Genomic DNA, 20,154 nt, shown 5'->3' with positions numbered 1-20,154 from the left:
GTTACGAACAGAAATCCAGCGGCAGGCGGCGCGGCACGAACTGGCCTTTGCCCAACTGCTCCGCATCCCGCAGGGTGCGCCACGTGTAGTTAAGCGCGGTCTGCACGGCACTGGCGAGATTTTCACCGAGGGCCAGACGACCGGCCAAGGCACTGGCCAGCGTGCAACCGGAACCGTGATAACTGCCGGGCAAGCGCTGGCAAGTGAAGGTTTCGCGGTGACCGTCGCGGCTATACAGGCGATTGTGGATTTCGTGTTCATCGCCATGGCCGCCAGTGATCAGCAGGTGTTTGACGAATGGCAGGAGTTTTTCCGCGCACTCGTCCGCGGTGCCTTCGGGCAGTTCGGCGAGGATGCGGGCTTCGGGAAGGTTTGGGGTGGCGATGATCGACAGAGGCAGCAGGCGTTCGCGCATGGCGTAGCCGACTTCGTCCTTGCCCAGTCGTCCGCCGCCGCCGGCGCGCAGCACCGGGTCGCAGACCACCGGCAAATGCGGGTGCGCCGAGAGCAGTTCGACCACGGTGTCGACCATTTCCAGGGAGCCGAGCATGCCCAGTTTCACCGCCGCGACTTCGGAGTCGTTGAGCACGGCATTGGCCTGGGCCAACACCCATTCACGGTCTAGGACGCGGAAATCAGTGACGTTGACCGTGTCTTGCACGGTCAGGGCGGTGACGGCCGGGGCCGCATGACATCCCTGAGCGAGCAGGGCTTCGATATCTGCCTGCAAGCCGGCGCCACCACTTGGGTCGTGGCCGGAGAGACAGAGGACAACGGGGCGAGAGCTGTAGATATTCATGGTGCGCGAGCTTACCACCAAACATCTTTTTTCGGTTGCCCCCAGCGAGTCATCACGCGGTCCATGTAGCAGCTGCCGAAGGCTGCGTTCGGCTGCATAGCAGGCGTGAAGTCAGTCGCTGCGGTGTATCAGGCAAACCGGGTGGTCATTGACGACTGCTGCGCAGCCGAACGCGGCCTTCGGCAGCTGCTACAGGGAACAGGGCGTTGTCACAAACTGACCGGTGAAATAGCTCTAGCTCAATATGTGCGGCTGGAGCGCCCGTGCTAGAGCCTTTGTGGGAAAAATTACAATGGTGTTCAATGGCCACCAACGGCTATGCTAGAGTGGATCCAAACCAATAACAGGTAATGCCGGTTTTACGTCTACTCAAAAGGAATGAGGGGCTTCCTTGGATAACCGGACAGGCCACGCTGGGGCTTAAATGCGCTATTTGCTGATGATGCTGTTGTGCTTGCCCCTTATGGCGAGTGCAGTCGAATTCGACGAGTTCACTCAAAGCCTTCCCCTGGGCCGAACCCTGCAAGTGTTCGAAGACGCGGGCGGTCAGGCGAGCATCGCCGATGTCCGCGCACAAGCCGCGGCCGGAAACTTCAAACCCCATGACAAAGCCACCCTCAACGCCGGTTACTCGCGTTCAGTGTTCTGGCTGAAAATCGACCTGCATTACCGCCCGAACAACCCCGCGGTGCAACGCACCTGGTTGCTGGAGCTGGCCTATCCGCCCCTTGATCACATTGATCTCTATTTGCCCGATGCGGCCGGTGGCTATCAATTGGCACGTCAGACCGGTGATGCCTTGCCGTTCGACAGTCGCGAGATCCGCCAGAACAACTATTTGTTCGATCTGAACTTCACCCCTGATCAAGCGCAAACCCTGTACCTGCGACTGCAAAGTGAAGGGTCGATCCAGGCGCCGGTCACCCTATGGTCGAGCACTGCCTACCTGGAAGAACAGCCGGTCCGACTGTATGTACTGGGGCTGATCTACGGCGTGTTGCTGGGAATGCTGGTGTACAACCTGTTCATCTATCTCAGCGTGCGCGATACCAGCTACCTCTATTACATCTTCTATATCGCCTCGTTCGGCTTGTATCAGCTGTCGGTCAACGGCGCGGCCGTGGAGTATTTCTGGCCGAACAATCCCTGGTGGGCCAACGCGGCGACGCCTTTTTTCATCGGTTGTGCAGGGCTGTTCGGCAGCCAGTTCGCGCGCAGTTTCTTGCAGACGGCGACCCACAGTCGTTGGCTCGACCGCATCCTGCTGGCGTTGATTGCGTTTAGCGCAGTCGTGGTCGGGTTGTCGTTGATGACCAGTTACGCCATGGCCCTGCGCCTGGCGACGACGCTGGCACTGATCTTCACCGTGGTGATTTTTGCCGCAGGGATTTTCGCCTGGCTGCGTGGCCTGCGAGTGGCGCGTTATTTCATTATTGCCTGGTCGGCGTTTTTACTCGGTGGCGTCGTCAACACCCTGATGGTGCTGGGTTACCTGCCGAACGTGTTCCTGACCATGTATTCCAGCCAGATCGGCTCGGCGATTGAAGTGGCGCTGCTGTCCCTGGCGCTGGCCGATCGCATCAACGCCATGCGCGAGCAACAGGCACAGACCCTGTTCGATGCCGGTCAAACGCTTGAAGTGCTCAACCAGCAATTGGCTCACAGCAACAAGCTCAAGGACGAGTTCCTCGCCACCCTGACCCACGAACTACGCACGCCCATGAACGGTGTAATCGGCTCGCTTGAGCTGATGCAGACCGTCGAGATGGACCCGGAGCTGGAGCAATACCAGCAAACGGCCGCCGGTTCCGCGCGAGACATGATGCGCATGGTCAACGGCATCCTCACCCTGACCGAGTTGCAGGCCGGCAAGCTCAAGACCTATCCCGCCGTTTTCAGTTTGCGCGGCGTGATCGAGGCTTTGCGCCTGCAATTCGAGGGCAACGCGTCGAGCAAGTCGCTGGACTTCAAAGTCGAGGTCTCGCCGGGGCTGCCGGATCGCTTGCACGGCGACAGCGCCAAATTGGCGCAATGCCTGGAATGCCTGCTGGATAACGCGATCAAGTTCACGCGGATCGGCGGGCTGGCGCTGCGGGTGACGGGTAAACCCGCGGCGCCCGACCGATTCGCGCTGTCCTTTGCAGTGATCGACACCGGCATCGGCTTCACCGATCTGGGAGAGGCGACACTGTATCAGCGGTTCTTCCAGCTCGATGGCTCGATGACCCGTGAATACGGCGGCCTGGGCGTTGGCCTGGCGATCTGTCGGCAACTGGTCGAACTGCTCGGCGGAAAACTCACCCACCGCTCCGAACCTGGTCGTGGCAGCCGCTTCCAGCTCGACGTCGAGTTCGAACTGCCCGTGGTGGAGCGGCCGCCAGCGCCCCTGATGAACCGGGAATTCCCGCGCCTGCGACTGCCTCAGGACTGCACCGTCCTGCTGGTCGATGACAACAGCATCAACCAGTTGGTGATGCGCGGCATGTTGCTCAAGCTTGGGTTCCGGGTGCGCAGCACCGACAACGGGGCTGCCGCGCTCGATCACTTGCAGCGCGAAACCTTCGATGCGGTATTGCTCGATTGCCAGCTTCCACCGCTGGACGGAACGTCCCTCTGTTGCCAGATCCGCGCGTTGCCGGGCTGCGCCGAACTGCCTGTATTCGTGATTGCCTTGAGCATTGATCGGGAACATTGCCCGACCGGTGCCTTGATCGATTATCTGAACAAACCGGTGAAATTCGAGGATCTGCAGGCAGCGCTCTATCGCCGGGTGCTATGTCCAAAGCAAGGCGAAAGCGCCGACAGTTAGGCAGGTATGACACTTTGTTCGGTCGGGGGGCGGTGCTTAACTGAAGTTCCTTGGCTGACCAAAGGAGCCCTGTCATGAACCTGCATCAGTTCGCCGAAACCCACGAAGTCACCAACCAGCCACCGTCGCTGGACGGCGCCAACCTGTATCGCATCGACCTGCCGTTGCAGGAGTGGTCGCGGCGTTTCGGGGCCGGGTGGGCCGAGTCGCGGATCGACGCTTACGGCGCCCTGGCCGGTGGGCCGCTGATGGAAGCAGGGTTTTTGGCCAATCAGAACAAGCCGGTTTTCAGCAGCCATGACCGTTACGGCCATCGCATCGACCTGGTTGAATTTCACCCGGCGTATCACGAACTGATGCGCACGGCGGTCGAGCACGGTTTGACTTCGTTGCCCTGGGCGCATCCGCAGTCCGGCGCCCACGTCGCCCGCGCCGCCATGACCTACCTGCACAGCCAGGCCGAAGCCGGGAGTGGTTGCCCGCTGACCATGACCTTCGCCAGCGTCCCGGCGATGCGCCTGCAAGCGGACTTGGCGGAGCAATGGCTGCCGAAAATCCTCTCCACCGAATACGACCCGCGCAACGTCGGCATGGCCCACAAGGCTGGGGTCACCATCGGCATGGCGATGACCGAGAAACAGGGCGGCACCGACGTGCGGGCCAACACCACCAAGGCGTTTCCGGTCGGTGCCAGTGGTCCGGGCCAGGCGTATGAGCTGGTGGGCCACAAGTGGTTCTGTTCGGCGCCGATGTGCGATGCCTTCCTCACCCTGGCCCAGACTGACAAGGGGCTGACCTGTTTCCTGCTGCCGCGCCATCGCCCGGACGACACGCGCAATCAGTTCTACATACAGCGCTTGAAGAACAAACTCGGCAATTGCTCCAACGCGTCCAGCGAAGTGGAGTTCCGTGGTGCGCTGGCGTGGATGGTCGGCGAGGAGGGCCGGGGTGTTCCGACCATCATCGAAATGGTCGCCATGACCCGCTTCGATTGCATGGTCGGTTCCAGTTCGCTGATGCGCCAGGCCCTGACCCAGGCCAGCCATCACTGCGCTCACCGCAAGGTCGGCGGCAAATTGCTCAGCGAACAACCCTTGATGCAGAACGTACTGGCCGACCTGGCCCTGGAAAGCGAAGCCGCCCTGGCCTTGAGCCTGCGCATGGGCCGGGCGCTGGATCATCTGGATGACGAGCACGAAGCCAAATTCGCTCGGCTGGTCACGGCGGTGGGCAAGTACTGGATCTGCAAACGTGCGCCCGGAATGATCAACGAAGCTGCCGAATGCATGGGCGGCGCCGGTTATGTCGAAGACAGCATCCTGCCGCGGTTGTACCGTGAAGCACCGGTCAATTCGACATGGGAAGGTTCCGGCAACGTGCAATGCCTCGACGTATTGCGAGCGTTGTCCAAGGAACCGGGCGTGCTCGACGTACTGTTCAGCGAATTGGGCGATGGCCATGGCGACAAGCGCCTGGCCGCACACATCATTCAATTGCAGGCAGCGTTCAAGGACACCGGCGACATTCAATATCGTGCGCGGCAGCTCACCGAAGACATCGCCTTGGGCCTTCAGGCCAAGCTGTTGCTGGAGGCGGGCAATGCGGCGGTCAGTGATGCCTTCATCGCCAGCCGCCTCGGTTCGGCCGGTCGGGTGTATGGGGCGTTGCCGCGTGGGCTGGATGTGGAAGCGATTGTCGCCCGCTCGACCCCACTTCCATGAGCGACACCGATCAAATGTAGGAGCGAGCCTGCTCGCGATGACGGTTCAACATTCAACAGTAATATCGACTGTCATACCGCTATCGCGAGCAGGCTCACTCCCACATTGGATCCTGGGTGGACTTGGTATTTGTGTAGCAACCGCTGTTCCCGTGAAGCGACGATGCAGGCAAGATGAAGGCCTGCAAGTCAGAACACAGGATGCTGATCGTGACCGAAGCTTTTATTGTCGTTCAAACCGCCGAGCAAGCCGTGGACCGGCTTGCGCTCTTGCACCATCGTGCAACCACCGCGCTGAACCAGGCGCTCAAGCGTTACCTCCATGATCGAGTCGAACCGGACGCCGAACAGCGTGCGATGTTTCGTTATCCCGAACTGCGTCTGACCTACCATTGCCAGGGCGAAGTCCCACAGACCACTCGCGCCTACGCCAAGGTTCAACTGCCGGGGACCTACAGCGTCACCGTCACTCATCCCGCCGCGTTCCGTAAATACCTGCTGGAACAGCTGGTGCCGCTGATGCACGACTTCACCGTGACGGTGGAAGTCGGCATCAGTCAGCAAAACATTCCTTATCCGTACGTGGTCGAGCAGGGCGATGAACTGGCCGGTTCCGGCGTTACCGCCGCCGTGCTGGCGCGGGTGTTCCCGAGTACCGACCTGTCTGCCGCGACCGATGGCATCGCCGACGGTCTGTACGATTGGGAAAACACCGACCCGCTACCGTTGGCCTTGTTCGACGCTGCGCGGGTGGATTTCTCCCTGCGTCGACTGGTGCATTACACCGGCAGCGACTGGCGCCATGTGCAGCCGTGGATTCTGCTGACCAACTACCACCGCTACGTTGACCAGTTCATCGTTCATGGCCTGGAGCAACTGCGCAACGATCCGCGTTTCGTGCGCATGGTCTTGCCGGGCAATGTGATCATCGAAAAGAGCATGGACCACGGCGAAGCCTCGGCGATTGCCGCCGGTGTGGTCTGGCACCGCTATCAGATGCCGGCCTATCACCTGATCGCCAGCGACGGCCACGGTGTGACCCTGGTGAACATTGGCGTCGGCCCGTCCAACGCCAAGAACATCACCGACCACCTGGCGGTGCTGCGTCCGCATTGTTGGCTGATGATCGGCCACTGTGGCGGCTTGCGTCAGTCGCAGACGATTGGCGACTACGTGTTGGCGCACGCTTACATGCGTCGCGACGGGATTCTCGACCGGGTCGTGCCGCCGAATATTCCGATTCCGGCCCTGGCCGAAGTGCAAATGGCGTTGCAGCAAGCGGCAGCCAATATCACCGGCGAGAAGGGCGACGAACTGAAAAAACGCCTGCGCACCGGCACCGTACTGACCTACGACGACCGTAACTGGGAATTGCGCTGGGCTCAGGAACGTCCGTTGATCAACCTGTCCCGCGCCGTGGCGGTGGACATGGAAAGCGGCACCATCGCTGCGCAAGGTTATCGCCTGCGGGTGCCGTATGGCACGTTGCTCTGCGTGTCGGACAAACCGTTGCACAGTGAAATCAAACTGCCAGGTTCGGCCAACGCCTTCTATGAGCGTGCGGTCAGCCAGCATTTGAAGATCGGCATCGAGGCGGTGGATTTGTTGCGCACCGAACTCAACTCGCTGCACTCGCGCAAACTGCGCAGCTTCGACGAGCCGCCGTTCCGCTGATTGTTCTCATGGTCATTTAGCGGTCAGGGCACTAGCATTAGCAGCCCTGACCGTTAGATGTTCCTTTTCCCATGTCTCGTCCTCAACGTCCCGTTTCCCGCCGCCCTGGCGTGAAGCCTGCGCCATCGTCCTCAGCCCCGCGCCGTGTCGCCAAAGCGCCGCCAGCCGAGCCGAAGCTGATCCTGTTCAACAAGCCGTTCGATGTGCTGACGCAGTTCAGCGACGGCGAAGGGCGGGCGACGCTCAAGGATTACATCGAGATTCCCGGGATTTACCCGGCAGGACGGCTGGACCGCGACAGTGAAGGTTTGCTGCTGCTGACCAACGATGGTCAGCTTCAGGCGCGGATTGCCGACCCGAAACACAAACTGGCCAAGACCTATTGGGTGCAAGTGGAAGGTGAGCCGAGTGCCGAGCAATTGCAGCGTTTGCGCGATGGCGTGGAGTTGAACGATGGCATGACGCTACCGGCTGAAGCGCGGCTGCTGGAAGAGCCTGAACTGTGGCCACGCAACCCGCCTGTGCGCTTTCGCAAAAGCGTGCCGACCAGTTGGCTGGAGCTGGTGATTCGTGAAGGGCGCAACCGTCAGGTACGGCGCATGACCGCGGCGGTCGGCTTGCCGACGTTGCGTCTGGTGCGGGTCAGAATCGGCGACTGGTCGATCGAAGGGCTCGATCAGGGCCAGTGGAAGGAAGTGCCAGCGCGCTTATAACGTGCCGGATTCGATCAGGCCGATGACCACGCTTTTGATCACGAACGCGGCCACGCCCAGGCCGAGTACGAAGAACAGGATGAACGAGCCAAAGCGTCCGGCCTTGGACTTCTTCGCCAGATCCCAGACGATGAAACCCATGAAAATGATCAGGATGCTGACCAGTCCGGTCATCATCCACTCTTCGAATACTGCAGGATCCATCGAACATCTCCAGCGCGGGCGGGGCTAAAAGGCGCTGGAGTATACGCCACGACGAATTGGCGGAGTATTGACCTGCGTCGGTGTGTCGCAGTCATTCGTCGCCTTGGGCAGTGATCGTTCCCACGCTCTGCGTGGGAATGCCGCCATGGACGCTCCGCGTCCGCTTTAGATCGTGACGTAGAGCGTCACAGGATGCATTCCCACGCGGAGCGTGGGAACGATCAGTCAAAGCCATCATCAGCTGCGCAGATGAGTCAGCGGCAACTCGGTACTGTTGAGCACCTGATTAAGCACAAAACTCGACCGCACACTCGTCACCCCTTCAATCCGGGTGAGGTGTCCCAGCAGCAGTTTCTGATAGTGATCCATGTCCGGCACGACGACCTTGAGCTGATAGTCGGCATCCATCCCGGTCACCAGACTGCATTCCAGCACTTGCGGTAATGTACGAATCGCCGCTTCGAAGTTCTCGAAACGCTCTGGCGTATGCCGGTCCATGCCGATCAACACGTAAGCCGTCAGGCTCAGGCCGAGCATCTTGCGGTCCAGCAGGGCCACCTGGCGGGAGATGTAGCCGTCATCTTCCAGCTGCTTGACCCGCCGCGAGCATGGCGAGGGGGACAGGCCGATGCGTTCGGCCAGCTCCTGGTTGGAGATGCGCGCATCACGCTGCAATTCCGCCAAAATGCTCAGGTCGTATCGGTCGAGTTTGCTCATCAATCAGGCCTTTGTCATAACTATTGCGGCGGATTATCTATCCAGGGTTAAAAATTGCGCAAGTGATGTTTATTTGAGCAATCTTCGCAATCCTCTGCCGGCGCCGCGAGCCTATTCTTATCACCAGAATCACTGCTCGGACAAACAGTCCAGTGCGGCTCGCCCAATCAGGCCAGCTGCGGTCGCCACCCCCACCGGGGATGAGCCGACCCCCGAGCTACACACTGTCCAGAAGACGGCGTGAGGTGAGCCGACGTCAAAAGCGTCGAGCACGGACGAAGTTCTCAAAGGGAGGCCGACGGGTCTCCCTTTTCTTTTGCCCGCAATTTGCCGACCACCCTCAATAAATAAGTTGCGCGACTGATAACCTGTTGCAGAACCGGCCTGTGCTTTCCCAGTCTTACGTTCAGGCCCTAACCCGCAGTGAGGAAAAGCATGAAGTCGCGCATCTGGCGTTTGGCCGGTGTTGGTTTGCTATGTGTAAGTGTCACTGCGCAATCGCTGGCCGATGAGCCGCAAGACCGTGGCCCCGACAGCGGGCAACGCGGCTCGGATGGCCATCAGGGCAACAATCAGGGCCACGGCGGCAATAACCAGCCGCGCCCGCAGAACAATCCGCAGCAGAACCCGCCGCGTGCGCAGAATAACGACATCATTCGTGGCGACAACAGTCGCCAGTTCGAGCACAACGGCCAGAGTCAGAACGACGGTCAACGGCAGAACCGTGCGCCGCATGACTACAACAATCCGGTTCGACCACCGCCGCCACCGCCGCAGCTACCGGCCAATGACCTGCCGATCCAGGGCCGGCCCGATACCGTGCGCCAGACCCAGCAGCCGCAGCGTGGTTACTACCAGGACGTGCCGCGGCGCAACGATAACAACCCGCATTGGCAAAACAACGGTCCGCGTCCCGACGACTATCGCTGGGCCGGTCGCCCGGATGGGCATGGCAATGGCTGGGGACCTGGCCCGCAATACCGTCCCGGTCATGTGATCGATCGCTTCCCCGACCGTGATTACCGTGTGCCGTACCGTGGTCAGGACTACTTCTACTCCGGCGGCTACTGGTATCGCCCACAAGGCCCACGCTATGTGGTGGTGCAACCGCCACGCGGGATTCGCGTCAGCTACTTGCCCGATTACGCGCGCGAAGTGTGGATCGGCGGGGCGCTGTTGTTCCTCGCGGCCGGCTCTTATTACGCCTATCAGCAAAGCACTCAGGATTACGTCGTGGTCGAGCCGCCCGTACAACCGCAGCCGCAACCGGTCAGTAATGGTTATGACGTGGTGGCGTATCCGGCCAACGGTCAGTCGCCAGAGCAGGTCAACCAGGACGGATACGAGTGCTATCAATATGCGGTGCAGCAGAGTGGTTTCGATCCGCGAACGGCCACCTATCAACCGGATCCTTCGGTAGTACAAGCCTACCGTCAGGCCCAGGGCAACTGCCTGGGCAGTCGCGGTTATCAGGTTTCTTTCTGAGCCGTGCCTGCCAGCACCACTTCCTGCGGGTCGGCGTGCACCAGCACTTCGGCTCGCGGATAAGCCGCGTGAATCGCATCGGCGGCTTGGTCGCTGATGCCGTGAGCGACTGACAGGGTCAAATCCCCCGGCAGTTCCAGGTGCAACTGCACGAACCACTGGTTGCCGGAAACCCGCGTACGCAGGTCGTGCGCCCCCAACACTCCCGGTACGCTGCAGGCCAGTTCGAGCATGTGCTGGCTGACGTCCGTTGGCAGCGCTTCATCCATCAGCACCGTAAAACTTTCCCGGGCGATATGAATCGCGCTCCAGAGAATGTAGGCAGCGATCCCCAAACCGAACCAAGGGTCGACCTGATGCCAGCCATACCCGGCGAGCACCAGCGCCACCAGAATGCTGCCGTTAAGCAGCAGGTCCGAGCGGTAATGCAGGGAGTCGGCGCGCACCGCGTTGGAGCCGGTCGCCTTGATGACCCGATGTTGCAACACCAACAGGGCCAGGGTCAGCGCCAGGGAAAACACAATCACCCCGATGCTGATCCACGGCGCACCCACCGGTTCCGGGTGTTTCAGTCGTTCGATCGCCTGCAAGGCGATCAGCACCGCACTGCCGCCAATGAACAACGCCTGGGCCATGCCCGCCAGCGACTCGGCCTTGCCGTGTCCATACCGGTGATCATCGTCGGCCGGGCGCAAGGCGTAATGCACAGCGAGCAGGTTGAGCAGCGAGGTCACGCCGTCGAGGGTCGAGTCGGTCAACCCGGCGAGCATGCTCACCGAACCGCTCAACCACCAGGCGATGGCTTTGGCGACGATCAACGTGCACGCCACCGCCACCGAGGCACGGGTCGCCAGCCGCAGCAGGCGGGCGTGTTCGGAGCTGGAGATCATAAGTGCGGCTATTCCTTTAAGTGCACGGGTTACGCGGCAGGTTGCAGGCCGAACATGGCCAGTTGCTGAGCGCTGCCCTTGTGCTGGATCAGGCGTGGGTCATCCAGCGGGAAGCTGCGGCCCAGTTCGGTTTCAAGAATAGTCTGCAACTTGTGATTATCGACCTTGCCGTCGGCGCCGATGGCTTCCTTAAGTTTTTCCGGGGCCACTTGTGCGGTCTCGCCGGGCGCGTAGTAAATCGCGCCAGTGGCGAAGTCCACGGCGAACGCGATCAGGCCGGGGATGATGTAGAACAGCAGGCCTACGGCATCCAGCGCGGCGATGGCCGGGTCGATCTTGCCGTCAATCTGACCGCGACGGTCAGGGTAGAAAATCGATCCGCAAGCGGTGACCTGGGTCAGCAACGTCGCGACCAATACACCGCCAATCAAGCGAAAGGGAATACGCATATGAAATCTCCTGGGTAATTTCAAAACGAAAGGACGCCTGTATGAATTAGGACCGTCATTAACGCCGAGCAGTTCGCCGTTATACTCGCGCTCGGCAGGGCGTGCCCACAGTAAATTACGGCCGCGTCTCACCCCTACTGGAATAGTTGAGGATTGATGTTGTTTTTTCCAGATCGACAACGCGTAACGGCTGATGGACTTTTTCGGGGCTCGGCCCTCCGGGCTGAAGCTGTGGACGCGCCATGCTGCGTTGCGGGACTTGGCAAGGAAACGACCCTTGCCAGCGTCCCGCGCCTTGCCTGGCACGTCCACAGCTTCAACGCGACTCGCAATTTACTGTGGGCACGCCCTGGGGAGCCAGCATGATTTCTTTGCCGATTGATGAAGTTTTACCCGCCCTGCGTGAAGCCTTGGCTACACGCCACGAAGCCGTGCTCGAAGCACCGCCCGGCGCCGGTAAAACCACCCGCGTGCCACTGGCCTTGCTCAACGAGCCCTGGTTGGCCGGGCAGACCATTCTGATGCTCGAACCGCGGCGTTTGGCTGCGCGGGCCGCAGCGGAACGCCTGGCCAGTGAGCTGGGCGAGAAGGTCGGCGAAACCGTCGGCTATCGCATTCGTCTCGACAGCAAAGTCGGCCCCAACACCCGTATCGAAGTAGTCACCGAAGGCATTCTGACCCGCCGTTTGCAGGACGACCCGGCGCTCGAAGGTGTTGGCCTGGTGATCTTCGACGAATTCCACGTTTTGCTGAATGCACGTAATTCATCGATTTATTGTCAAAAACTCTCAAGCAACGCCGTCTCAGTCTGAAGGCTTGATCTCTTCCCTTAATCCCCCGACGTATACTGCTCCCCTGATTTGGGAGCCTCGATGATTTCTCTACCTATTGACCTCGTATTGCCAGACCTACGAGACGCCTTGGCCAACCGCAACGAAGTGATCCTTGAAGCGCCACCTGGGGCTGGCAAGACCACTCGAGTGCCTCTAGCGCTGCTGAATGAATCTTGGCTTGGTGACCAGAAGATCTTGATGCTCGAGCCTCGGCGCTTGGCTGCTCGGGCCGCTGCCGAGCGTTTGGCGAGTGAACTGGGTGAGAAGGTTGGTGAGACCGTCGGCTACCGCATTCGTCTTGAAAGCAAGGTAGGCCCGCACACTCAAATCGAAGTGGTTACGGAAGGCATCCTGGCTCGACGGCTCCAAGATGACCCTGCGCTTGATGGAGTGGGCGTGGTTATCTTCGATGAGTACCACCTGCGAAACCTCGACTCCGACCTTGCACTGGCGTTGTGCGTGAGTGCTCGTGAGCTCCTGCGTGATGAGCCCCCACTGAAGTTACTTCTGATGTCCGCAACGCTGGAAGGTGCTCGCCTTTCAAAGGTGCTCAATGATGCGCCTGTGGTCACCAGTGAAGGACGGATGTATCCGGTGGTAACGGTTTGGGGTAGTCCATATCAGCCGGGCGAGCGTATCGATGCGCGAGTCACGGATACCTGCCTGGCCGCCATCAACGACCAGCCTGGAAGCGTCTTGGTTTTCCTTCCTGGGCAGGCAGAGATTCGGCGGGTGGCTGAGGCACTCAAGGAGCAGTTGAGCAGTCGTCCAGAGGTGATCGTATGCCCGCTGTACGGCGATCTCGACCTGAGCGCGCAGCGAGCTGCGATAAACCCGGCACCCAAAGGCTCCCGGAAGATCGTACTGGCCACGAACATCGCCGAGACTAGCTTGACCATTGAAGGGGTCAGGGTAGTGGTGGACAGTGGTCTCGAGCGAGTGCCGAAGTTCGATCCTCGAAGTGGGATGACCCGACTAGATACGCAGCGTATCTCGAAGGCCAGCGCTACTCAGCGTGCGGGACGGGCAGGGCGATTGGAGCCAGGAGTCTGCTATCGCCTGTGGTCTGAGTCGCAGCACGAGCAAATGGCCGGTTACAGTACCCCTGAAATCCTACAGGCGGATCTTGCAGCCTTGGCACTTCAATTGGCGCGGTGGGGAATTAAGCCAGATGAGATGACCTGGCTCGACCAACCTCCATCAGCTCCCTTCCGCCAAGCCAGAGACCTGCTAAAGCGCTTAGGCGCACTCGATGATGCTGGGCAGCTCACACGACATGGATCGGCAATGAGCGAGCTTCCAGCGCATCCACGGATCGCTCACATGCTCATCAAGGGCAACACGATGGGGCTGGATGACCTTGCTTGCAACATCGCCGCGTTGCTGGGTGAGAAAGACATCCTGCGCGGAGCAGGTGCCGACCTTCACACTAGGCTGAGTGCATTGTCAGGAGAGCAACATTCGCGCAGAGGCGGAGGCTCTTTTCAGCGAGTAAAGCAGTCTGCTCGGCAGTATCGATCCCTGCTACGTGGGAGTGCCGTTCACCCTGTCAGCGAGCCCGATCACCCAAGATGGGTAGGGTGCCTACTGGCATTCGCTTACCCTGACCGAATCGGTCTTCAGAGGCATGCGAGTGTGTCTGAGTACCGTCTCTCCAACGGGCGGGCTGCCGTATTCTCAGAGCCTGATGCTCTCACTAAGCATGAGTGGCTAGTAGTGGCCGATCTGGGTAGCCGGCAAGGGCAGCGCGAGGAGCGGATCTACCTAGCGAGCGATCTCGATCCAGCTTTGTTCGATGACGAGCTGGCTGACCTTGTAAGGCCAGTCGATGAGGTTGACTGGGACGAGAGGGAAGGCTTACTCAAGGCTGAGCGGCAGCTAAAGGTGGGACAGTTGGTAATGTCCACAACACCTTTGCCAAGTCTTGATGAACAAGCTCGTTCGCTAGCCTTGGTCAATCTGGTAAGGCGCAAGGGCATCGAACTTCTGCCTTGGAACCCTGAGTTGCGCCAATGGCAAGCGCGGGTCGATCTGCTGCGTCAGCTGGATATCCAAAATGGCCGAGCAGAAAGCAAGTGGCCTGATCTCAGCGATACCAACCTTCTGGACACGCTGGAAGAGTGGCTCGCACCGTACCTGGGCAAAGTCACGAGGCTCAGCCACTTCAGCCACCTGGATCTGTCATCGATTGTCAGAAATCTTCTGCCTTGGCCGCTTCCACAGGAACTGGAGACTCAGGCACCTCAGACCATCCAGGTGCCTTCGGGCTCCAATATTCGTATCGACTACTCGCAGCATCCACCAATCCTCGCAGTGCGCCTGCAGGAGCTTTTTGGCCTAGCAGAAACCCCACGCATCGCCCTGGGTAAGCAATCGCTGGTTTTGCATCTCTTGTCGCCGGCCCGCAGGCCGGTGCAAGTCACTCAAGATCTCGCAAACTTCTGGCGCAGCACCTACGTGGAAGTAAAGAAGGATCTTAAGGGCCGATATCCAAAGCATTATTGGCCCGAAGACCCATTGGTGGCTGAGGCAACCGCGCGAGCCAAGCCCAGAAAATCCTGATGAGGGATGAGAATGTTGCGGGCGGCGTTGTGAGGCTGCCTTCGGAAGTCATTGAGCCGTGATCCGCGAACCAAAATTCGCATGGTTCTCTTGTTTCGCATGTGTCAAATAAGACGCTAACAGGGTGACAAATGTGTTGGTGAGGTATTAAGCCTCATCAATGAATTTTTGAATCTCACCGTCCCCATACTTTCGGTCATCCCAATCGATATGCATATTCCAGTCTTCCATGAAAGTTCTCAGTTCATTCAGGGCTGTCTCTAAGGCTTCTTCCATTTGCTTGCATTCGGGTGCCCCGATCTTATAACTGGCGGAAAGAGTTCTGGCTTGTAATAAGTCATTGTAGGCCTCCCACCTACTGTTCATAATATCAATTAAGTTGGGAGGGTCTGAGTAATCGTCCATCTCTTCGATTGCTGATTTGACTTCATCGATCTTAATCTGGACTTTAGACAAATGCTCCTGTATTGCCGACATGGTGCTTTCTTCGGCTGCCGCCTTAATTCGCTTGCCGCTTGATTCGGTGAAGAGCTCTTTAACTAAATCAAAATCAATGCGGACTGAGTCTTTCTCAGTTATGTGGTAGCGAGATTTTTTCTTTATCTGATGCAGGTGAATAGTCTGATATTTTAGCGAGACCAATGCAACAAAGACCGGTATGTCCATGTCGCGCCAGTAGTCGAGCTGATTTTTCGAAACATACCAGTAAGGCTGAGGCTCCTCATCTGCAGATGTTTTCACTTGAAAGGCGACAAATCGCCCAGTGCTATTTCGATTCTCGTCCAGTATTTCGACTTGTGCATCAATGCCAATGTCGATATCGAACAGTCGACAAGGCCAACCGAGAACATACGAAATCTTGTAGGCAAAAAAATATTCTCCAGCATCGCCTGTTGCAATCTTGGATGGGTATTTCATGTTTTGTTGAGTTGCCTTTAGATAAGGTTTACCGAAAATTAAGCTTCCTTGGCAGTCCGAGTTCTTCCGGAGCCTCGCCATGCATGAATGCCAATAGGTAAAGCACCTGACCCACTGGCTGTGGTTTCTGCTGCGGTTCGGAGGCGTCCTTCTGCACTATCTGTCTGGTCGCGTAGCGTAACGTTACGCCCAGGGCACTGAGCCGGTCTAGGAGCTCCTGCAACTGATTAAAAACCTCAAGGCGGGCGGTGCTCGAGTAGTGCTCGGCGCAGTCGCGATAGTCGCGTAGGTAATCAGTCAGCTCCGCGAATGCTAGTGCTTGATCACATGAGGGTTCGAAGGCGGGCTCGATGTAATCGCCGATGGTCTCAGCTGCAAGCCTGGCCAAACACCTTCCCGACTCGGGCTTGAGAGCCCTACATACCACATAGTCATTCTCAAACTGCTCGCGTGCAGCTTTCATTTGTTCATCGGTAGGGATGGCCATCGGTTTACTGAAAGTGTCGATGTCTTGGAATTCAAATGCACTGGCCATGGAACGTAGGGTGTTGATACTCGTGCCCGAACCGGCTTCGATTCTCTGGATGGTGCGGGTTGTCGTCTGGGCGAGCTCCGCGAACGTCTCTTGAGACCAGTTGCGAAGTTCTCTCAGATACCTGATTACCTGTCCCAGTTCGGCTTTGCTCAGAGTGCGTGTTTCAGCGGTGTCAAAGGTGCTCATGTCGTATCTCCTGCCGTGTGGCTGTTTAGATGGCTCAAGCATGAGGGCGCTCAATGCGCCCGAACACGACACGTACCCGACAAGCCTCCTTATGTCCTCTTCACTTTTGCCCGCCAGTCCTTGGTATAGAGCAGTTTGTCGCGATGTAACTGTAATACCTTATTGGTTTGCAGGAGTTGCTGAGTCACTGAGCTAAACTTCTTCGCCTCATCAAAAGCTAGGAAAATTTGCTTTTGTTTAAATGAGGCCAGAATTCGAATGATATGCTCGGTGGCGGCAATTTCGATGTTTTTGTAGATCATCGAATCATGGATGACGAATGGCAGACGCGTGAGCGAAAGCATTGACAAATCAAACCCAACCAAGCCCGCGTACGATTTTCCTGTTCCAGTATCCAATGGCGAAGTAAAGCTGTAAGAATTTGCATTCTTAATGCGAAGCTGTGACGGGTTGCGCTCAGGCCCGTAAACAATGTTGTTAAATTTCTCAAGCTTCTGGTTAATGGTGCCTTCAATTTCAAGGAAGATCTTGTCGTAGATAGCGTCTAGGCGCGTTTTGGAAGCTGCCTCGCTATCATCAATGGAAACCTTCTGCTCGAAGAATTTATTCTCTTCCCTAGCTTTGTCGGTAACCTCTTTAAGTTCAAAGACCTTCGCGAATAGGTCTGTGGGGGTGCCTTTGGCTTTAAGAGTGAATTTTATCTGTTGATCCAAGTCGGTGATGAGTCCGATAATCTCAGATTCATTTGCGACCAAAAGTTCAAGTTCACTCTTAAGTTCTTTGCTTACTAGCTTGCCAATTTTTGCGTGGAATTGCTCTACCTGCTCGAGGCGTTCAAGGTCGGCTTCTGGGAAAAATTCAGCAACGAGGGCTATGTTTGCAGCGAGGCGAGGTGATACGCCAGAGATGTCCCTCTGAAGCTTTTCTCTTCTAGCTGAAATCAGATTTCTCTGATTTATCATCTCATTTTTGGTTTGTTGGATGGCCCTTAACTTTTCGTCGAACAGGGCTTCGTATGCGGTGATGGCTCCGGCGAAATTATCCTTGATGTCACTAATAGCTTGTACATTAGTTTTAATGAGCTGGTTGTTGGATTTGTACTTAGTCATCGTGATCCGTGGAATGATTTCCGCAGTCATCGACTTCCTCATCAGATCTTTTTTTTCTTTCAAGGTCTGAAGTACAGCCCGCTCCACGGAAACATCACCGGTGCGTTCAAAGAGATCGAGTAGCCTGGCCACCCCGGCGCTGAGCCTTTCTTTTGAAGCTCCCGCCAATGGGTGATCTGGATCGGCTTCGCCCTTGTTCCATATCCGAGCAAATGGGCCAACGATGGATCGGAAGGAGCTCTCTAGCTCAGACAGGTCGTATAGGCTTTTGAGCTTTTCTCTATACGCTTCGAGTGATATTTCGTCTTGTTTAACATGGTTGGAGTCGCAGACATAAACAACGTCTGGCTGCTCAGTAGACCTAGTTACGAATAGAGGGGCGCCACCAAAGTCAAATGTGATTTCGTATGAATGGCTCCCAAGCACCTTAATAACCCCGGCGTCGTCTACCAATAGGCTATTACCGCCCATTGCGAAGTCGATCACCAAGAGGGCTGATGACTTGCCAATGGAGTTCTTAGCTTCGTCATCACCAAGGACAATATTTAGTCCAGCATGGAATTCAATAGGGGTTTGATTGAATAGATTGCACTTTACCTGTTTAAGCATATTCAATCACTCCAGTTTCATCCTGAATATCTAAATAACCTAAAAAAAATAAAACATCCATCGCAGCAAGAAATTCAGAGGCATCTAAGAATTTATCGCGAGTCTTTGCGAGGGATTGGGCTACGGTTTCGCCAGGCTTCTTCTCTGCTAGGATTGCGTGCATCTTGAAAATGGTAGATTCCTCAAGCTTCGTAAACTTACTAGGCACTAACATCGAAAACCTCGCAGTTTTGAACAAAGAATGAAGTGATGATCTTCGAAACATCCAGCGACTTACCGCTCTTGGCGCTAATCCATTGAGCGATATAGTTGAATATTACATCCTTGTTGTCGGGGTGCTCTCTATGCATCGCCCAAAAATAGGTATTAACTTGGTTGAGCAGCATCTTAACTGATGCTTGATCCCGTTGCTCAAGCAGCCGCAGCTCATCCCGAATGGTCACGAAATAGCCAACCACGTCGTTTCGTATGTTGCGTTTCAGGACGTTGGTAGCACCTTTCTTTAGTTTTTCTTTTAAGGTGTAGGCATTTAGTTCTAAGTCAAAGGCGACAAGGCTTTCGTCGTCTAGATCAACGAATGACTCAATCAGCTCTTTTATCTCTATCCTGAGGCTGTGTTCAGAAATCGACTTTCTTGCCTCGGTATCTCGGATGAAGCAGTCCTTAATTTCCCGTAACCGATCATACTCTTCAATCTTAAAATCCTTGTCATACTTTCGGTGACAAGAAGGGCACAAGCAGATCACGTTGCCGAGGCCGTTGATGTCGATAGGGATAGTGTGATTTACCAGTGCCAGAGTTTGAGCGGCAGTTGGATTCAGAGGATAGATATGAGCGATTTCATAAAACTTTCTAGGGTTTTTTGAACCTGGCTTCTTATCTATGATTGCACGAGCGCATAGCGGACAGATACCACCTGTTTCCGCATAAAGCATGCTGTGCTCTTCAGGATGGTAAGTTGTCCTTACATTCGCCATATAAAACCTAAATTGTCTGAATGCCACTCAGGGCTGAGCAGTGCCCCGGCTGGCTGATAGAAGAGTGATGAATAGGCACCGGTGTAGGCTCCATACGGAAAGAAGGGAACGCCTGACCTACGGACGATTGGGAGGGTGGCAAGACGGTGTCAACCGACGCGGCGACTGCGCTTGGTGATAAAGACACGCTGCTTTCGCAGGCTGCCTGTTCAAGATTCCACATTCCCTGTGCCTGATTTTCACTTGTCTTGCGCAACATACCATTTAGCCATCATAGCCGGTATAGCCAAGCCCCATCTTTTGAGGGAGGGACAACCAATGGTGGTGTGAGCATCATTGAAGCAGTGAGGTATGATCGTCGGAGCTTGCCTCCCTCAAATCAGGCTAGGAATGATGCTGAAGGTATTGAAACGCGTCTTTAACGTCCTCTATCCCGACCGCCGCCCCGAGCGTGAGAAAGCGCGTGAACGCGAGTTCATCCTTGCTGTGAACAAGCTCAAGACCCTTTCGGTTACCGACCGAGGTGGCATGGCCATCAATCCCGAAGAGATTCGCGAGCAGGTCATCACATCCCGTGAACAGCTTAAGCATCTTGTTCACATGCCAGGAGCCCCCAGGAGGCCGTTGAAGGTAGTGACTGATATTCAGGTGGATCAGGGCGCGAGTTCCATCGTAGGCGCTTCGGTGGATGGCCTGGACTGTATTGAGGTTGTGGCTTGGCGTCGTCTTCCTAGTGGAGCAGCGGTGCGCTACGTGAGCCTCCAGTCTACGAGAACGGGTAGGTACGCTGTGGCGACGGCCAGCCTATTTTCAGGCGGTACGGAGAGTCTCCCGTCCTGGGTTGACGCCAACACAAACAGGCAAGTCGCTAGCGCCGTACAGAGCGAGCTCCAGTGGTTTACTACTGTGAGTGAGGCTATGGATGCTTGGGACGCAGCGCTCTGATTACCTTTCTAGGCGGCTTG

The 20,154-nt window shown here is 57.0% G+C and carries 17 protein-coding genes and 1 pseudogene; 8 read left to right on the top strand and 10 right to left on the bottom strand.

Annotated elements, in window-relative coordinates; genetic code table 11:
- Position 1 precedes the first annotated feature (1 nt).
- Positions 2 to 799 (bottom strand): hydroxymethylpyrimidine/phosphomethylpyrimidine kinase, encoded by a 798-nt coding sequence (locus tag AC3WP4_RS06195; RefSeq protein WP_033054181.1) that lies wholly within the window; start codon positions 797 to 799, stop codon positions 2 to 4.
- Between the two features lie 424 nt (positions 800 to 1,223).
- On the opposite strand from AC3WP4_RS06195, the gene AC3WP4_RS06190 reads away from it, so the two are divergent.
- The 4 genes from AC3WP4_RS06190 to AC3WP4_RS06175 all read left to right on the top strand — a co-directional run bounded on the left by AC3WP4_RS06190 (position 1,224) and on the right by AC3WP4_RS06175 (position 7,715).
- Positions 1,224 to 3,608, top strand: a complete 2,385-nt coding sequence (locus AC3WP4_RS06190) for a hybrid sensor histidine kinase/response regulator (RefSeq protein WP_074871155.1) — start codon at positions 1,224 to 1,226, stop codon at positions 3,606 to 3,608.
- A gap of 74 nt (positions 3,609 to 3,682) precedes the next feature.
- Complete coding sequence (locus AC3WP4_RS06185; protein ID WP_102615769.1) at positions 3,683 to 5,329, top strand: acyl-CoA dehydrogenase family protein; 1,647 nt, start codon at positions 3,683 to 3,685, stop codon at positions 5,327 to 5,329.
- Positions 5,330 to 5,502: 173 nt separating this feature from the next.
- Positions 5,503 to 7,002 carry an AMP nucleosidase gene (amn, locus tag AC3WP4_RS06180; RefSeq protein ID WP_173860464.1) on the top strand — a complete coding sequence of 500 codons (1,500 nt, stop codon included), beginning with the start codon at positions 5,503 to 5,505 and terminating at the stop codon, positions 7,000 to 7,002.
- A gap of 71 nt (positions 7,003 to 7,073) precedes the next feature.
- Positions 7,074 to 7,715 carry a pseudouridine synthase gene (locus tag AC3WP4_RS06175; RefSeq protein ID WP_074871151.1) on the top strand — a complete coding sequence of 214 codons (642 nt, stop codon included), beginning with the start codon at positions 7,074 to 7,076 and terminating at the stop codon, positions 7,713 to 7,715.
- On the opposite strand, the gene AC3WP4_RS06170 is transcribed toward AC3WP4_RS06175, so the two are convergent.
- Both AC3WP4_RS06170 and AC3WP4_RS06165 read right to left on the bottom strand, forming a co-directional pair.
- Positions 7,710 to 7,919, bottom strand: a complete 210-nt coding sequence (locus AC3WP4_RS06170) for a DUF2788 domain-containing protein (protein ID WP_007937369.1) — start codon at positions 7,917 to 7,919, stop codon at positions 7,710 to 7,712. The genes AC3WP4_RS06175 and AC3WP4_RS06170 overlap by 6 nt on opposite strands.
- Before the next feature lie 237 nt (positions 7,920 to 8,156).
- On the bottom strand, positions 8,157 to 8,636 hold the full coding sequence (locus AC3WP4_RS06165; RefSeq protein ID WP_007937367.1) for an Lrp/AsnC family transcriptional regulator: 480 nt from the start codon (positions 8,634 to 8,636) through the stop codon (positions 8,157 to 8,159).
- 435 nt (positions 8,637 to 9,071) lie between these two features.
- Between AC3WP4_RS06165 and AC3WP4_RS06160 the strand changes: the two genes are divergently transcribed.
- Positions 9,072 to 10,121 carry a DUF6515 family protein gene (locus AC3WP4_RS06160; protein ID WP_102615768.1) on the top strand — a complete coding sequence of 350 codons (1,050 nt, stop codon included), beginning with the start codon at positions 9,072 to 9,074 and terminating at the stop codon, positions 10,119 to 10,121.
- Here the strand turns inward: AC3WP4_RS06160 and AC3WP4_RS06155 are convergent.
- Positions 10,106 to 11,011, bottom strand: a complete 906-nt coding sequence (locus tag AC3WP4_RS06155; protein WP_074871147.1) for a cation diffusion facilitator family transporter — start codon at positions 11,009 to 11,011, stop codon at positions 10,106 to 10,108. The two genes, AC3WP4_RS06160 and AC3WP4_RS06155, sit on opposite strands and share 16 nt — an antisense overlap.
- Positions 11,012 to 11,040: 29 nt before the next feature.
- Positions 11,041 to 11,460, bottom strand: coding sequence for a polyribonucleotide nucleotidyltransferase (locus AC3WP4_RS06150; protein WP_074871145.1), 420 nt, complete (start codon positions 11,458 to 11,460; stop codon positions 11,041 to 11,043).
- Positions 11,461 to 11,822: 362 nt separating this feature from the next.
- On the opposite strand from AC3WP4_RS06150, the pseudogene AC3WP4_RS06145 reads away from it, so the two are divergent.
- Both AC3WP4_RS06145 and hrpB read left to right on the top strand, forming a co-directional pair.
- A pseudogene (locus AC3WP4_RS06145) lies at positions 11,823 to 12,203 on the top strand (DEAD/DEAH box helicase); the annotation flags it as partial.
- 129 nt (positions 12,204 to 12,332) lie between these two features.
- Entirely contained in the window at positions 12,333 to 14,855 is a 2,523-nt protein-coding gene (gene hrpB / locus AC3WP4_RS06140) for an ATP-dependent helicase HrpB (RefSeq protein ID WP_102615766.1), read from the top strand.
- 147 nt (positions 14,856 to 15,002) lie between these two features.
- Here hrpB and AC3WP4_RS06135 read toward each other — a convergent pair whose 3' ends face one another.
- The 5 genes from AC3WP4_RS06135 to AC3WP4_RS06115 form a co-directional block, all read right to left on the bottom strand.
- The gene (locus AC3WP4_RS06135; protein ID WP_102615765.1) at positions 15,003 to 15,773 is read right to left on the bottom strand and encodes a DUF4365 domain-containing protein; all 771 of its coding nucleotides are present in this window, start codon (positions 15,771 to 15,773) and stop codon (positions 15,003 to 15,005) included.
- A gap of 28 nt (positions 15,774 to 15,801) precedes the next feature.
- Entirely contained in the window at positions 15,802 to 16,494 is a 693-nt protein-coding gene (locus AC3WP4_RS06130; protein ID WP_102615764.1) for a helix-turn-helix domain-containing protein, read from the bottom strand.
- 89 nt (positions 16,495 to 16,583) lie between these two features.
- On the bottom strand, positions 16,584 to 18,212 hold the full coding sequence (locus AC3WP4_RS06125) for a DUF2326 domain-containing protein (protein WP_102615763.1): 1,629 nt from the start codon (positions 18,210 to 18,212) through the stop codon (positions 16,584 to 16,586).
- Positions 18,205 to 18,420, bottom strand: a complete 216-nt coding sequence (locus tag AC3WP4_RS06120) for an ABC-three component system middle component 7 (RefSeq protein ID WP_256590519.1) — start codon at positions 18,418 to 18,420, stop codon at positions 18,205 to 18,207. Before AC3WP4_RS06120 ends, AC3WP4_RS06125 begins: the two co-directional genes overlap by 8 nt.
- Positions 18,413 to 19,147 (bottom strand): ABC-three component system protein, encoded by a 735-nt coding sequence (locus AC3WP4_RS06115; RefSeq protein WP_102615761.1) that lies wholly within the window; start codon positions 19,145 to 19,147, stop codon positions 18,413 to 18,415. The genes AC3WP4_RS06120 and AC3WP4_RS06115 overlap by 8 nt, the downstream gene beginning before the upstream one ends.
- 435 nt (positions 19,148 to 19,582) lie before the next feature.
- Here AC3WP4_RS06115 and AC3WP4_RS06110 point away from each other — a divergent pair, with 435 nt between their 5' ends.
- A complete protein-coding gene (locus AC3WP4_RS06110; protein ID WP_102615785.1) occupies positions 19,583 to 20,134 on the top strand; it encodes a hypothetical protein in 552 nt (183 codons plus the stop codon).
- Positions 20,135 to 20,154 lie beyond the last annotated feature (20 nt).

This window comes from Pseudomonas sp. FW305-20, assembly GCF_058788075.1.
This window is presented reverse-complemented; position numbering and strand designations above follow the sequence as displayed.